Source organism: Pedobacter nutrimenti, from assembly GCF_003208655.1.
GTDB classification, from domain to species: domain Bacteria; phylum Bacteroidota; class Bacteroidia; order Sphingobacteriales; family Sphingobacteriaceae; genus Pedobacter; species Pedobacter nutrimenti.
Genome location: NZ_QKLU01000003.1, coordinates 336148 through 350379 on the forward strand (window position 1 = coordinate 336148; position 14232 = coordinate 350379).

Consider the following 14232-nt stretch of genomic DNA (forward strand, 5'->3'; position numbering starts at 1 on the left):
AGCACTTCATTCATTAAGTACATTTGTCGTTATGGAAGAAAAACTGCCCGTAAAGCGTTTAAACCGGTTGAGCTGGTTACTGGCCATCATCATTGGCATTATCTTTTACATTATTATTTCCCATTCTAAAGACCAGAACCATGCTTATATATTTACTTTCTTTACTTTTTTAGGCATACTGATCACCGGATATGCCGATGTGGGATCAATGATCTTTTTAGAAAAAAGGTGCCGGTTCAGGTCAAAAATATTCACTTTATACCGGTACTTATTTACTTATCCTTCCAGTATTCTTATTTATTTGTTGTTATGGCTGATTTTTGCAAGCACTGTACATTTGGACTGGTCCTTTTGGGACGTTAATTTATTCCTGGCCTTTGTTGGGTCCGGAGTGGTGGTGAATACTATGGTCATTACTTTACATGATTCGGTGCTGTTGTATGAACATAAGTTGCGTAGTGAATTGGAACTTTCCAGGTTGAGGGCAGCGAATGCAGAAGCAACCAATTTGCTGCTCAAACAACAGATCCATCCTCATTTTTTGTTCAATGCAATGAATACCCTTAAGGCCCTTTATCATAGTGATACCCAGGTGGCGGATACCTATCTTGTCCATATGGCCAATTTTCTGAGGGCTTCTGTTTTTCACCATTCATCAAATGTTTCCAGTCTGGAAGAGGAGTTGAAATTGTTAAATGATTATTTGGCCATGCAGCAAATCCGGTTTGGTACAGCATTGGAATGCAGCATCAATTTAAGTCAGGAGGCATTGAAAAAGTATGTACTTCCTTCGTTTTCTCTGCAACCCTTAATGGAAAATGCAATTAAACACAACAATTTCACACCCGAAGATCCCCTAAGGGTAAATATTGTCCAGATAGAAGACCGGCTTGTTTTCAGTAATAACCTTCAAAAGAAAAAAATAAAGGAACCCTCTACCAATTATGGTCTGGCCAACCTTGCCGAAAGATACCGGCTCGGTTCAGGAGAAGAGGTCTTGATTAAAGAAGATGAAAACACCTTTTCAGTAAGTATTAAATTGTTAAAAAATGAAAATCGTAATCATTGAAGATGAAGGCCTTGTTGCACAGGAACTGGAACTGAACATCCGGAGATTGCTCCAAAAACCGGTTGATGTTATGCAATTGAGGTCTGTAAAGGAAGCGGTGGCTTACCTTAAAAAAACAGAGCTGCCCGATCTCATTTTTAGCGATATTCAATTGGGTGACGGGCTTAGTTTTGAGATCTTTGTTGAAGTGCCGGTTGCCGTTCCCGTGATCTTTTGCACTGCTTATGATGAATATGCGCTGGATGCATTCAAAGCAAATGGAATAGATTATATTTTAAAACCTTTTACCCAGCAAACGCTTGATGCGGCACTTCAAAAATACCAGCAGTTGAAACAGATATTTTCAGCAGATCAAACGCCGCAATATGCTGCCCTGCTGCAAATGCTGAATGCGAAAGACACACAGCCTGCGGCTTCCGTACTGGTTTATCACCAGGATAAAATTATTCCCATAAAAATGGAAGATATCGCCTTATTTTATCTGGAGAATGAAATTACCCATTTGCTGACTTTTGCGGGAGCTTGTTATTATCCCAATAAAAATCTGGATGAACTCGAGCGTACTTTTGGTACTTATTTTTTCAGGGCGAACCGGCAGGTTTTGATTTGCAGGAAAGCGATTATTGATGTATCCAGTTTTTTTTCCAGAAAACTTTCTTTAAATCTTAAAGTGCCTTTTTCTGAAAAGGTTGTTGTCAGTAAAGCCAAGGCTTCTCAATTTCTTAACTGGCTGACTCGTTGATCAATAAAAAGTCTTGTTCCTTTCAGTTCCTTATAATTCATTTCCACCCCAACTTTGCCCGCTTCGGTAATTTATTCCTTTTCAGGGGGCTTATTCAGCTCCATCTTTGACTTAAATAAAGCTTTAGCCAATCAAGGCAGCACAAAAAAAGTCACATATAAAAAGAAGAATTTATGAAAAAGCTAATGTTAATGGTATTGGTTTTAGTATCTGCAAAGGGGTTTGGTCAGAACAATCCCGCAAATGAAAGTTTTGCAAAAAAGTTAATGAAAAAACTAGAGTTTGGTATTACCGCGGGGGGAAATTACAGCAATTTCAGTAATGCCGGTTTTGCCACAGATCCGCTTGCCGGTTTCCATGCCGGGCTTACGGTTTCTTACAAGATCACAGATAATTTTCTTATCTCTGAAGAGTTCCTTTACTCCCTGCAGGGGGCCAAAGTGAAAGATGGACAGTTTGCCGGGCAGGAAATAAAACTTTCCTACGCTTCGGTTCCAATCCTTTTAAAATATCGTACCAATTCTGGGTTTTATGTGGAGGGAGGCCCACAGGCAAGTTTTAAAGTGAAGGAAGATGTTGGAGGGTTGACGGATGCCAAGTTTGCCAAAAAGATTGATTTTGCGGTGGCTGGGGGCCTTGGATACCAGTCGAAAATGGGACTTGGTATTGGTGCCAGATATGTTTATGGCTTGCAGAAAGTTCAGGAAAGACCATCGCCTGTTCTGGGTGATTTCAAAAACAACAGCATTCAGGCAAGTATCTTTTACGTTTTTTAATCCAAACCAATCTATTTCAACCAAACGGAAATTTATCTTAAGGCGTTTTATAAGGCCTTAAGATAAATTCCCGTTTGGTGTTTTTTTAAGTACATTAGGGATCAGCAAATTTGTAAACGGTGCATTTTTATGAAAAGAATACTGATCCTGTCGTTCATGGTCTCCGTGCTTTTTACTCTCAGTGCCGGTGCACAATCTTTAAGGGCAACTGTAAAGCAAATAAAAAGTCTTAGGAATGTGAGTTTTACTGAAGTTGTAAAGTTTAAGTTCTCTTTTCAGGATGAATTTTCTTTAGATACTTTAAACTCGAAAATGTTTATAGTTACTGGAGAACCTCAAATTGGGGGCTATTATAAAATTGATGGCCATCAGCAACAATATCTTTTTGACGGGAACAAATCCATCTCGCTAAATTTAAAGGATAAAACCTACAGAATGTCGAAACAAGCTATTGTAAATCAGTTTACCCGTTCTTTATTGTATTGGCAGAAACAAATGGAAGCCTATTTGAAATCTCCTGCTAAGATCAAGCAGCTTAAGGATACTATGATCAGCAAGGTGGTTTACAATTATTTTATGGTTACCCGCAAAGATACCGTTCAAAAAAACGAACACATCCACGACCTTGTTTACCTTGTAACAGACAAAAGGACTTATTTACCCGTTCTGATTAAATCAGATTTTAAAGGTTTTGCCAATGATGGGGCATTGATTGGTGCAATAGAACAACATTCTTTTACGAATTATAAACTCAATCAAAAAAACTTTCCCGATTTGTCTGAGACAAAAGTGCCTGATGGCTTTAAGTTACCTGTCAAAAGTATAAAACCTGTACCCTTGGCTATTGGTACAAAAGCACCGCAAATAGATCTACAGGACGCGACAGGAAATACTTTCGATCTGGGGCGATTAAAAAATAAAACAGTGTTGTTAAACTTTGCACTTCTGGGTTGTCCGCATTGCATCAATTCCGCTCAGATGCTAAACCGTCTTTATGATAAATTTAAAGGTCATAATTTTGAAATCATTAGTATTTATCAGCTTAAAAATGATCACCATGAAGGAATTTCAAAATTCGATAAAAAGTTTAACATCAATTACCCCAGTTATACAACAGGAAATGATGCAGAGAAAATATATCGTTTTCAGGGCTATCCTTACTTTTTTCTGATAGACAAGCAAGGTCATATTGCTCAGGCTTACGAGGGGTTTTATTTAGACCTTGAAAAGGAATTAACAGATAAAATAGAAAGCATTAAATAATAAAAAGTAAATCAGTGTAATCAGAGTATTTTCAATTCTTTCGCAATCTCAATTCTCCATTGTTTCTCCTGTTCAAGTTTCCAATTGTATTCTTCTATAGGGAGGTTCCTTAGTTCAAATAATTTTTCAGCTGCTTCAAACCCAATTTTATCACCAACGTAGAGGAATTTTTCAATAGAGAGTTCATCATCGATCTTACTGTCAAAGTATTCAATCATAATGTCCATTAACAATAGCTTCCAGTTCTGTTGGTAATCCGTATATATTCTATCATTTTCCAGTTCAAAATGAATTATTTTTTTGGATTCATGATCAGAAGCAAGGACGTAAAAACTTTCACCACGATCATAAATGGGTACAATGGTTTGGTTTTCCAGAATTTTATAATTGGATATCGTTGGCAGGTAAAAATATGCGCCATCAGTATTTCCAACACGGGATGCTAATTCAGGTATGTTTCCAATATTTTCGACAAAATTTTTTGGAAAACCGAAAGCCAGCAATTCGCTCCCTCTGTTTTCTTTTGAAATGAGATCTGTCATATATTACAGGTTTTTGATTAATATCTTATTTTGATAGATATGGTATTAATTATCTGATAAAGTTAGGCTGCATTCTTTTTGTTGCGGGGGGAATAAGGATCATATCATAACGTTCAATATATTCCCTTACGGTTTTGGATAATTTAATCCTGCCTTGCCAGCGGGCAATTTCCAGCTTTTTGAGGTCAATCAGGCTCCAGGAGTTTTCTTCGGTATATTTTAAAAGCTCTTTATCCTCGGGTTCCAGTAGGTCGGTAACATTTCCCTGTTCATCTTTTCTATATCTGGCAAAGGAAAGTACGGAGAATGCCCTGGTACCTGAATAGTTAGCCAACTCATAAATCGTATTCCCTACTTCCTGGAAGCCGCTTGAACTGGTTCCTCTTGCGGTATGTACGGCACCCATTTTGATGAATACTTTGGGGGATTTTTCGTTTTTTATTTCATTTTTATATTGCCCAATAAAACTTTGCTTCATATTGTTCACCCTGGTGTACCAATTGTTAAGGGTTTCCTGATTCCTAATTTTCCAGGAAGTCAATAGGTCATTTTGCAGTTTTTTAACCTCTTGACGATGTGGAAGGAGTTTGAAAAAGGATTTGATTTCGGATGATTCAAGCATTTTTGCATAAACCAGATGCTTTTTCAGGGTGCTGTCTTTTGCATACTCTTGAATTACATAAGTACGGGCTTGCTGATAAGCCTGTTTTAGAGCCATATTTTTGGATCCTTTTGCATACAATTCATCCAGTATATACAATGGGGCGCCATGGTTTTCGTAATCTATTCCCCATAGTTTTAATCCGTTATTGAGTGCTGAATTTAAAAACACTTCTTCCTCCTTTCCATCAAAAAAGCCAAAGGGACCAGAATTAAAGTACTTATAGTATTTGCTGTTAAATTCCATTAAGGACCCTTTGTGATGATATATATAGCTGAGTTTATCCGCAGCAGAGGAACCTATTTCAACAGCAAAGTTTCGATAACCATTATTTTTTAGAAAAGGCATGAGATGAGCAGTCAGCATTTGCAGTTCAGTCATATCATGCTCTTCACCAATGAGAAAAAAATGCGATCCGGAAATTTTCATTTTGAGTGTATCTGCTCCGGGACCTGATAATATATTGTTTTTGAGGACGAAATGATAGGTCGCTTCTTGCACAGGATCTGTTTGACCATAGCTTTCCCGGCTCAGGAAGAACATAAAAACTGAACATAAAAACACCTTAATTTTAAGCATCTATTGTTAAAGATAAACGATTTGAATGAACAATTTCATTACCTGTCCAGCCATTGCTTAAAAACCCGGGATTTGTCCCGGCTGATGATGATCTTTTCAGATGGCTCAGGCTTGAGTACGATGTGTAGTTTTCCGTTAAAATAGTTGTGAATGTGACTAATACTTTTGTAGTTGATCAGGTATTGCCGGCTTATCCTGAAAAAGACCTCCGGATCCAGTTGTTCTTCCAGCTCTTCCATCGTAAAAGGAATGATATGATGCTGTTTATGATTCATTACTGCCCTGGTGGTCCTATATTCGGTATAGAAATAAGCAATTTCCTCAATCCTAACCGTATAAAAAGAATCCCGGTTTGGAACAAGAAACCGGGTCCGGTAATTTTTTTGCTGTTGTTTTAAAATCGCGGCCACATCATCGAGCACCTGGGTCAGGTTAGGGGCCTGCTTGTTGGTTTTAAATTTGTGAATACTCTTTTCCAGTTCCACTTTTTTAACGGGCTTAAGCAGGTAGTCTATGCTGTTTACTTTAAAGGCCCTTAATGCATACTCATCAAATGCCGAAGTGAAAATGATGGGACAATTGGGCCTTACCTTGGAGAATATATCAAAACAAAGCCCGTCTGTTAAGCGTACATCCGTAAAAATAAGATCGGGCTCTGTTTGTTCCCTAAACCAGCTGATGCTTTCATTTATGCCTTCGAGTATGGCAACTACTCTTATTTCCGGGTCGATTTCTGTCAGTATTGTCTTTAATCTTTTGGCATTATGCCGTTCATCTTCAATGATCAGTACTTTCATGACTAACTATTTTGGTTTAAAGGAAGTAAAGGGACCTTGACCACAAAGTCAAAATCAGTTTCCGTAATTTCAGGGAGCTGGCCCGATAACAATTTATAGCGGTTGATGATGTTCTTTAAACCAATTCTGGAAGAAGGGAGGGAAGAAGGCATTCTCTGTATGTTATTTACGACCAACAATTGGTCATTTTCCGGAAAAATCCGGATGTGAAGGGGCTGGCTGCGCGAGGCGATGTTGTGTTTAACTGCATTTTCGATCAAAAGCTGGAGCGTAATGGGAGGAATACCCTTATGCAAAAAGTCCTCCACACCAGCGACTTCGATCTGCAGGTTTTCTGAAAACCTGATTTTAATCAGATAAATATAGGCGCTTATAAAGTCCAGCTCTTCTTTTAGAGGAATAATATTCCTGTCCAGATTATAGAGCATATAGCGGTGTACTTCTGAAAGGCGTTCCAGAAAAAGTTGGGCTTCGACGGGGCTTTCCGAAATCAGACTGGACAGCGTGCTGAAATTGTTAAACATAAAGTGAGGGTCGAGTTGCAGCTTCAAAGACTGGAGCTGCGATTGCAGGGAACTCTGCTTTAACTCATTGGCTTCGGTGATGGAATTTTTCCAGTTGACGATCAGGTGGTTGCCCGTATGGATTGCAGTCACAATAAAGGACAGGATGATGCTGATGAAAAGGACCTGCCGGAAACCCATCCAGTCTTCCTCGGTATTTCCTTCATTGGGTGTAAGCAGAAAATCAGTTAACCACAGCAGAAAACTCATGAGCACCACTACACAAATGCATTGGGCGAGGAGCTGCAGGAAGAAGCGCTTGCCGGAAAATTGCTCCCAGGGCAGTAGCCTGTCCAGATAAGAAGAGACCAATATACTCGATTCGGTAATCACCCAGCCCAGCAAACCAAACCAAAGGAGGTCTGTAAAAGTATTCCAGCTGAATTCCAGCGCCAGAATATAATTTAATTCACTTAACGGATTGATGATGATCAGGGAAAATACCAGAACAATAGCCACTACAAAGACAATAATGATCTTGTAAAATCTGGAATTTAAAGAGGAAGTAACCTGACTGGATTTCATTGAAAAGGCTTTTATTTTCTAAAGAGAAGCATTTAAATTGCCCGGTTTAAATTTAAACAGATCTGTGGATGTTTTGAAGGACAATTGACTGAACAGGCTTAAATGTCTCCTGAATTTACAGTTTGGCCTGCTAAAAAGCATCTTTTTCCAGTAGGCCAGCGGATTGTCTTCGAGGTTCAATTCAGTAAAGATTAGTACCAATTGACGTAGCAATTTAGCAGCTTGGGTCAGTTTACAGACGATTGAAATAATCGCCAAAACTACTTTTGTACCATTAATAATTGATTAATAGTACATCAGATATGCGTTATTTTTGTTTTATTTTTTTTCTACTTGGAACATTAAAAACTTTTGCCCAGCAGGACATTAGAGGTAAGGTGACCGATGAACGGAACCTACCCTTGCCAGGGGCGACCATTACTTTAAAACAGGCCCGGGATGCTAAAGTGTTTTCCTATGCCATTGCCGACTCCCTGGGCAATTTCAAATTGAAGAACATAGCTGTGGGCAGTTACCAGCTCGAAGCTGCTTTTATGACTTATAAAAATCAATTCAAAGCCCTCACTATTGGCAACGGGCCTTTAGAAATTCAGGTTTTTAAATTGTTCCCGGAAAACCAGCAACTGCAGGAAGTTACCATTAAAGGAAAAAAACAGGCGATTTCTGTGTCAGCTGGGAAAACCACAATGAATGTAGAACAAAGCAGTCTGGCCCAAAGTCAGTCCGCTTATGACCTGCTGAAAAGCCTTCCAGGGGTAAACATTAGCAAAGATGGGGACATTCGGATTAAAGGTAAATCGGGTGTTACGGTTATGATTGATGGGGAACCGGCTGAAATGGGCAGTTCACAGCTGAAAAGCCTGCTTAAAGGCACTCCCGGAACCACGCTGCAGTCTATAGAGGTTTTGAATAATCCGCCGTCGAGTATGGATGCGGCAGGCACCGGCGGAGTGATCAATATTGTTTTCAAAAAGAAGGTTAAAAAAGGCTTTAACGGGACAATCAGCTCAAATGTGGGTAAAGGGAGGTATTACCGGACCAGCCAAAGCCTGAACATGAGCTATGGTACTGAAAAATGGAACCTGAACATGCTGTATGCCTATGACTTTGACCACAGCCAGAAACGGGACAGCTTGTACCGCAGCCAAAGTGCAGCTGGTACTTTGGGGGGGACAGTGGATCAACGTTTTTACATGAGTCAATTGCAATTAAATCCTGAAAAATCTACAGGTCATCTGCTGAAGTTAGGTTTAGACCACCATTTTGACGAAAAGAATACGCTTGGCTTTAATCTTTCTTTTAATGATGTGGTCAATCCAACGGATGGACGTACCCTGACCCGTTTTGGCACGGGCACAGTGCAGGATTCCCTTTTAAACCAGCGAAACGATTTACGGAATGCCTTGCGCAACTGGGACTATGCATTAAAATTCAAGCATAAATTCACTGAATTGAAAAGCCTCAGTGCTTCTCTGCAATTTAATAATTTAAAATCCAGGGGCATTGAAGACTACAGCATCCTAAAACTTTTAAGTTCGGGACTGAGCCCGTCGGAATTGCGATACCGTAATACTTATCCTTCAAAAATCGATAGAAAAATATTCAAAGTTGATTACCTGCAGGAGCTGATGCGCGGTGATCAGAAAACCGGTAAATTTGAAGCAGGATTTAAAAGTTCACAAACCAATCTCCGAAATTCCCAATGGAGCGAAAATAATACAAAAGGGCAATGGGAAACCGATAGGATTAGAAGCAACAGTTTCCGGTATCTGGAAGCCATTCAGGCTGCATATACTTCTTTGGAATTAAAACTGGAACCCTGGACCATTAATGCTGGCCTGAGGGGAGAGTATACTCATGTGAGGGGAGAAGTTGTTAACGATGGCAGTTCAGTAAGACAAAACTACTTTTCCTTGTTTCCGAATGCTTTAATTGGTTATAAGGTAAACGACAGGTATAATCTTTCTGTGAGTTATAGCCGAAGGATCGAACGTCCAGACTATGATAAACTTAATCCCGCTATCCGTTATCTGGACTTGTATACCACCCAACAAGGAAACCCGAACCTGAAACCACAGTTCTCCAATAACATCGAACTGAATCAGCAGTTTTTTAGTTTTATAGACCTTACCCTTGGCTACAGCAGCATCAAAGACCCCATTTATTCTGCATTTTTAACAAGCCCCGGGGCAAGATCCAGTTACAGCACTATCAATACTGGCCATCAACGGCAATGGGAGCTTTCGTTGGCCTTTCCTATACCTGGCATAGACTGGTGGGAAAATTACCAGAGTTTTTACTTTTATACCTCCCAGTTCAATGCAAATCTGGAAAATAAGGCTTTTAAGGAAAAAGCAAATAGTTTTGGCCTGCTCTCCTATAATTCCTTTAAACTGCCTTCCAACTTTAGCCTGGAGCTCACCGCCTGGTACCAGAGTGGCGGATTGTTCTCTAATTTCAGGTATAAGCCCATGTCCGAAGTCAGTGCAGGAATCAGTAAAAAATTGCTAAGTGATCGACTCACCCTTGGTTTAGCTGTGACAGATGCCTTTTATTCAGGGGTGTTCAAAGCAGGTGTTTTATCTAATAATGCACAAACCTTTAACCTCGATTCCAGAACAGATTCACGGCAGCTTAAATTCAGTCTGAGCTGGAATTTTGGTAAAAAAGGAAAAACTGAAAAATCTGAAGCTGAAACTACAGACGACAACCGTTTGCCATCGGGTAAAGGCAATCCGGTGCGCAAGCCCGTAAAATTATAATATTTAAGGTCCGGGCTTTGGTCACCTAAGGGACTTTTTGTCATCCTAAAATTTAACCAGATGAAAATTTACAGAAACCTGCCAACTGAATACCTGATGGATGCCGGAGCACTTTTTGCTGAAGCATTTGAACGTAAATTCAGCTATTTTTTAGGATCAAAAAGCACCATCCAAAAGATTATCCCATGTCTGCTAAATCAGGATCAGGTAGTTTCTATAGTGTCAGACAGTGATGAGCTTATTGGTATAGCGGGGTTCAGTTATAAAAGAAAAAACATGTTGTCTGTTCGTGTTAAGACTATGATAAAGGAGTACGGACTAATCAGGGGCTTATATAAGATGGTCCAACTGGACATCTATTTTCCAAATTCATTTCCAGTTGGTTACCTCTATGTAGATGCCATTACCATAAAGTCCGGGTACAGGGGAAAAGGCTACAGCCATTTATTGGTCGAAGAGTTGGAAAGGCTTGCTTTTGAAAAAGGAATAACCAATTTACAGCTTGATGTTGCCTACGATAATTTGTCTGCCCGCAGGGCCTATGGGAAAATGGGTTTTTACGAAGCAGAATCAAAAGACCTTAGTGATCAGGTGACCAGAAGGATCGGGATTTCCAAGGTAATCAGAATGGTTAAATTGCTGGGGCATTATCAGTTTAAAAATAACAATAGGTAATTGCTTAATTTTGAGGAAAAGAAGAACAAACTAGTATAAAGACCCGATGAAGATCACGTTTGAGCCCTATAACCCCCTGTGGAAACAGACTTTTAATGAAATCAAAAAAGAACTTACAGAAATCCTTTGTCCGGTAACACCAGGAATAGAGCACATTGGTAGCACCTCTGTACAAGGGCTGTCGGCAAAGCCGATCATTGATATTTTAATTGGCCTGGAAACCGAAGCCGATCTGGATATAATACCTCCTTTGCTCATGGCAAAAGATTACATGTATTATGAAAAGTATAATGAAGATATGCCATACCGCAGGTTTTTTATTAAATTAAAGGTCAGCCCTCAAAGCCTATCTTTGCCAGTTTACATCAAAAAGTCAGATATAGTCCCGGAAGAATCACATAATCACGCCTTTCGCATGGCTCATATTCATGTTATACCCGTAAACTCTGAGCACTGGATGCGTCATATTGCTTTCCGGGATTACCTGCGGGCGCATCAGGAAGTGAAAAATGAATACCAGCGGTTAAAAGAAAAATTGAGTATGATGGAATGGAAAGATGGAAATGATTACAACCAGGCGAAAGATTGTTTCATAAAGGAGGAGGAGCAAAAAGCGATAAAATGGTACCATGAGTTTTATAAATTAAATAGAAATGGATAATTTTTCCAGAACATTTGAAGATATTGCTTATCTGGCATCAGGGAATGAAAGACAAAAAGATGCCTTTGCTGTTTTGACTAAGGGGCAGGTGATGGAGCGTTTAAAAGATTTTGATCCTTTGCTGGTAGGAACAGTGCCTCTTGGAATTGATGTGGAAGGAAGCGATCTTGATATTATATGCAGTTGTGGCGACAACAAAACCTTTCAGGAAGTTTTGGTCAGTAATTTCTCAGCGTGCCGGTTGTTCAGAATATGGAACACAGTAATTGGGAGTGCAGAAACAGTACTGGCAAATTTTTTTCTTGAGGGCTGGGAAATAGAAATTTTTGGTCAGAAAAAACCAAGCCGGGAGCAAAATGGTTACCGGCATATGATTGTAGAACATCGGCTGCTGGTCCGTTATGGACAAAGCTTAAAGGATCAGGTCATTGCTTTAAAAGAGAAAGGAATAAAAACTGAGCCTGCATTTGCGATGGTCCTGAATTTAAAAGGAGATCCCTACCAGGCACTTTTAAAACTGGACCTGTAATTGTTGCAGTTAAAAAAGAGCATAAAGCTGCTAAAGGGTTAAAACAGAAGAGCAGTTTAAGTGTTGTATATTGATAAACGCCACTATGAAACAAAAACTACCTCTTCCATTATGGACCATTGTTATACCCGTTTTGGCCTGGTTGGCTTATTTTGGGATTTCATTTAATTTAGGGAACCTTTATAGTATTGTTCTGGCAGCAGGACTGATAGGCAGTGTTTTGGCTGCTGTACATCATGCAGAGGTTGTTGCCCATAGGGTAGGTGAACCTTATGGTACACTGGTACTGGCCCTGGCCATCACCATTATAGAGGTTGCGCTTATTGTTTCTTTAATGCTTACTGGCGGCCCGGAAACGGCTGCGCTAGCCAGAGATACCGTGTTGGCCGCAGTGATGATTATCCTCACCGGAATTATTGGGATGTGTCTGCTGGTGGGCGGTGCCAGATACAAAGAGCAGGTTTTCAGTTTGCAGGGGGTCAGTGCATCATTGGTTACCCTTACTGCCATAATGGTGCTGACCCTTATCCTGCCTAATTATACGACCAGCAGGCCCGGACCCGAGTATAGTCCGGTGCAATTGGTTTTCGTAGCGGTTATTTGTTTGGTTTTGTATGGAACCTTTGTCCTGGTACAAGCCATCAGGCACCGGGATTTTTTTCTTCCTCCTGAGGCCGATGGCAATGAAGATATCCATGCCGACCCACCTCCTAAAAAAGTAGCATGGCTAAGTACTTTGTTGTTGTTGGTCTGCCTTGGGGTGGTTGTGGTTTTGGCCAAAGCCCTGGCTCCTGATATTGAAAACGCAGTGTTAAAGGCTGGAGCACCAGAATCTCTGGTCGGCGTAATCATTGCGGCAGTTGTTCTTTTACCCGAAGGGCTGGCGGCTTACAGGGCCGCAAAAAAGAACCGGCTGCAAACGAGTCTGAACCTGGCTCTGGGATCTGCACTGGCCAGTATAGGGCTAACCATTCCTGCAGTCGCCATCGTATCTATTGTGACAGGTATGTCCATTACCCTTGGTATTGATATGAAATCAACGGTGTTGTTATTGCTTTCGCAATTTACCATTATGTTGTCGCTGGCAACAGGTAAAACAAATATTTTACAAGGGGTTGTGTTGCTGGTGATATTCGCGGTTTATTTGTTTACCATTATTGCCCCCTGAGCAGGCCGCGGTGTTAAAAAAACTCACCGAAATGCCAAAGGATACCTGAGGGGTCGTGCAGAAAACATTCTTTACCCCAATGCGCTGTTCGTATTGGAGTAAGTTTTGCCTCTTTGTACTTGTCTGTGAGACCCAGTTCAGAAAGCGCTTTCCAGTAACGGTCAACATTATCCACTTCTAAAAAGACCATGGTATTGTCAACCCAGTCCTGGATATAGGCATCCTGTAAATAAAATGCTATACCCTCTGTTTTAAAAACGGACATATTCTGCGTCAGAACTGTTTCCTGAAAACCAAGGTCCCGGTAAAAGCTTCTTGAACGCTCAAAGTCTTTGGCGCCAATAAATGGCCGGATAGATATCGCTTTGTGTTTCATTTTTTAATGTTTTATTAACCTTTACAAAATAGAAAATATAAGTACAAAACTGCGGTGGTTTAAGTATTGCTGTGAGAACGAAATCATTGGAAAAAATTGGATATAACCTATTTATGTTTGTAAATTTAAATGATTATAGAAGATTTCTTTATGAAAAAAAACATCCTGTACCTGATCTTAGGCCTGGCCCTTATATTTCATAGTGTTTACGGTCTGGGACATTTCAGTCAAAGGGGCACTTCAAACGTAAATACACTGAATTTACTTTTTACAGCAGCTGAATTGTTGCTGGGCGGTTATCTCTTTTACCTATATAAAAGATCTGACCTTACTAAAAATCAAAAGGCTACGGTTTCCCGGCAAAAAGGCCATGTTAATATCGCCGGATTCGGGTTTGGTTCCATTGTGTTAGGTGCAGGCATATATCTGATGTATTTAAAATTTTATCATCATAAAGGAGATATTCTTACCGATCTTTTCTTTGTTCTTTTTGGAATTTCACTTTTAGGCTGTTCTTTTTATCAGTACAAAAAAAGTTCTTAGG

Annotated in this window: 15 protein-coding genes; 10 read left to right on the top strand and 5 right to left on the bottom strand. The window is 40.0% G+C overall.

Going from position 1 to position 14232, the window contains the following annotated elements:
• The first annotated feature begins 31 nt into the window (after positions 1–31).
• From B0O44_RS09570 to B0O44_RS09585, 4 genes are all read left to right on the top strand, one after another.
• On the top strand, positions 32–1069 hold the full coding sequence (locus tag B0O44_RS09570; RefSeq protein ID WP_110829654.1) for a sensor histidine kinase: 1038 nt from the start codon (positions 32–34) through the stop codon (positions 1067–1069).
• The gene (locus tag B0O44_RS09575; RefSeq protein WP_110829656.1) at positions 1050–1811 is read left to right on the top strand and encodes a LytR/AlgR family response regulator transcription factor; all 762 of its coding nucleotides are present in this window, start codon (positions 1050–1052) and stop codon (positions 1809–1811) included. Before B0O44_RS09570 ends, B0O44_RS09575 begins: the two co-directional genes overlap by 20 nt.
• 173 nt (positions 1812–1984) lie before the next feature.
• Positions 1985–2587, top strand: coding sequence for a porin family protein (locus B0O44_RS09580; protein WP_110829658.1), 603 nt, complete (start codon positions 1985–1987; stop codon positions 2585–2587).
• A 129-nt stretch (positions 2588–2716) separates the two neighbouring features.
• On the top strand, positions 2717–3850 hold the full coding sequence (locus tag B0O44_RS09585) for a TlpA family protein disulfide reductase (protein ID WP_110829660.1): 1134 nt from the start codon (positions 2717–2719) through the stop codon (positions 3848–3850).
• Between the two features lie 20 nt (positions 3851–3870).
• Here B0O44_RS09585 and B0O44_RS09590 read toward each other — a convergent pair whose 3' ends face one another.
• From B0O44_RS09590 to B0O44_RS09605, 4 genes are read right to left on the bottom strand one after another with little or no spacing between them, the layout of a single operon-like run.
• Positions 3871–4392 carry a hypothetical protein gene (locus B0O44_RS09590; RefSeq protein ID WP_110829662.1) on the bottom strand — a complete coding sequence of 174 codons (522 nt, stop codon included), beginning with the start codon at positions 4390–4392 and terminating at the stop codon, positions 3871–3873.
• Between the two features lie 49 nt (positions 4393–4441).
• Positions 4442–5632 carry a hypothetical protein gene (locus B0O44_RS09595; protein WP_110829664.1) on the bottom strand — a complete coding sequence of 397 codons (1191 nt, stop codon included), beginning with the start codon at positions 5630–5632 and terminating at the stop codon, positions 4442–4444.
• A gap of 38 nt (positions 5633–5670) precedes the next feature.
• Positions 5671–6429: a LytR/AlgR family response regulator transcription factor gene (locus tag B0O44_RS09600; RefSeq protein ID WP_110829667.1), complete on the bottom strand. Its 759-nt coding sequence runs from the start codon at positions 6427–6429 to the stop codon at positions 5671–5673.
• Between the two features lie 2 nt (positions 6430–6431).
• Positions 6432–7517, bottom strand: coding sequence for a sensor histidine kinase (locus B0O44_RS09605; protein WP_110829669.1), 1086 nt, complete (start codon positions 7515–7517; stop codon positions 6432–6434).
• Between the two features lie 302 nt (positions 7518–7819).
• Here B0O44_RS09605 and B0O44_RS09610 point away from each other — a divergent pair, with 302 nt between their 5' ends.
• The 5 genes from B0O44_RS09610 to B0O44_RS09630 all read left to right on the top strand — a co-directional run bounded on the left by B0O44_RS09610 (position 7820) and on the right by B0O44_RS09630 (position 13312).
• On the top strand, positions 7820–10279 hold the full coding sequence (locus B0O44_RS09610; protein ID WP_110829672.1) for an outer membrane beta-barrel family protein: 2460 nt from the start codon (positions 7820–7822) through the stop codon (positions 10277–10279).
• A gap of 60 nt (positions 10280–10339) precedes the next feature.
• Positions 10340–10954: a GNAT family N-acetyltransferase gene (locus B0O44_RS09615; RefSeq protein WP_110829674.1), complete on the top strand. Its 615-nt coding sequence runs from the start codon at positions 10340–10342 to the stop codon at positions 10952–10954.
• A gap of 46 nt (positions 10955–11000) precedes the next feature.
• On the top strand, positions 11001–11615 hold the full coding sequence (locus B0O44_RS09620; protein WP_110829676.1) for a GrpB family protein: 615 nt from the start codon (positions 11001–11003) through the stop codon (positions 11613–11615).
• Positions 11608–12144, top strand: a complete 537-nt coding sequence (locus B0O44_RS09625; protein ID WP_110829678.1) for a DUF4269 domain-containing protein — start codon at positions 11608–11610, stop codon at positions 12142–12144. Before B0O44_RS09620 ends, B0O44_RS09625 begins: the two co-directional genes overlap by 8 nt.
• Positions 12145–12229: 85 nt before the next feature.
• A complete protein-coding gene (locus B0O44_RS09630) occupies positions 12230–13312 on the top strand; it encodes a calcium:proton antiporter (protein ID WP_110829680.1) in 1083 nt (360 codons plus the stop codon).
• Positions 13313–13325: 13 nt separating this feature from the next.
• On the opposite strand, the gene B0O44_RS09635 is transcribed toward B0O44_RS09630, so the two are convergent.
• A complete protein-coding gene (locus B0O44_RS09635) occupies positions 13326–13688 on the bottom strand; it encodes a VOC family protein (protein ID WP_110829681.1) in 363 nt (120 codons plus the stop codon).
• Positions 13689–13838: 150 nt separating this feature from the next.
• Between B0O44_RS09635 and B0O44_RS09640 the strand changes: the two genes are divergently transcribed.
• The gene (locus B0O44_RS09640; RefSeq protein ID WP_146229797.1) at positions 13839–14231 is read left to right on the top strand and encodes a hypothetical protein; all 393 of its coding nucleotides are present in this window, start codon (positions 13839–13841) and stop codon (positions 14229–14231) included.
• Position 14232: the final 1 nt, after the last annotated feature.

What these genes read in the sequence shown, in the direction of transcription:
- B0O44_RS09585 (WP_110829660.1), top strand. Translation starts at nt 2,717, where the DNA reads ATGAAAAGAATACTGATCCTGTCGTTCATGGTCTCCGTGCTTTTTACT.
- B0O44_RS09575 (WP_110829656.1), top strand. Translation starts at nt 1,050, where the DNA reads ATGAAAATCGTAATCATTGAAGATGAAGGCCTTGTTGCACAGGAACTG.
- B0O44_RS09625 (WP_110829678.1), top strand. Translation starts at nt 11,608, where the DNA reads ATGGATAATTTTTCCAGAACATTTGAAGATATTGCTTATCTGGCATCA.
- B0O44_RS09605 (WP_110829669.1), bottom strand. Translation starts at nt 7,517, where the DNA reads ATGAAATCCAGTCAGGTTACTTCCTCTTTAAATTCCAGATTTTACAAG.
- B0O44_RS09590 (WP_110829662.1), bottom strand. Translation starts at nt 4,392, where the DNA reads ATGACAGATCTCATTTCAAAAGAAAACAGAGGGAGCGAATTGCTGGCT.
- B0O44_RS09595 (WP_110829664.1), bottom strand. Translation starts at nt 5,632, where the DNA reads ATGCTTAAAATTAAGGTGTTTTTATGTTCAGTTTTTATGTTCTTCCTG.
- B0O44_RS09620 (WP_110829676.1), top strand. Translation starts at nt 11,001, where the DNA reads ATGAAGATCACGTTTGAGCCCTATAACCCCCTGTGGAAACAGACTTTT.
- B0O44_RS09635 (WP_110829681.1), bottom strand. Translation starts at nt 13,688, where the DNA reads ATGAAACACAAAGCGATATCTATCCGGCCATTTATTGGCGCCAAAGAC.
- B0O44_RS09570 (WP_110829654.1), top strand. Translation starts at nt 32, where the DNA reads ATGGAAGAAAAACTGCCCGTAAAGCGTTTAAACCGGTTGAGCTGGTTA.
- B0O44_RS09610 (WP_110829672.1), top strand. Translation starts at nt 7,820, where the DNA reads ATGCGTTATTTTTGTTTTATTTTTTTTCTACTTGGAACATTAAAAACT.
- B0O44_RS09580 (WP_110829658.1), top strand. Translation starts at nt 1,985, where the DNA reads ATGAAAAAGCTAATGTTAATGGTATTGGTTTTAGTATCTGCAAAGGGG.
- B0O44_RS09615 (WP_110829674.1), top strand. Translation starts at nt 10,340, where the DNA reads ATGAAAATTTACAGAAACCTGCCAACTGAATACCTGATGGATGCCGGA.
- B0O44_RS09640 (WP_146229797.1), top strand. Translation starts at nt 13,839, where the DNA reads ATGAAAAAAAACATCCTGTACCTGATCTTAGGCCTGGCCCTTATATTT.
- B0O44_RS09600 (WP_110829667.1), bottom strand. Translation starts at nt 6,429, where the DNA reads ATGAAAGTACTGATCATTGAAGATGAACGGCATAATGCCAAAAGATTA.
- B0O44_RS09630 (WP_110829680.1), top strand. Translation starts at nt 12,230, where the DNA reads ATGAAACAAAAACTACCTCTTCCATTATGGACCATTGTTATACCCGTT.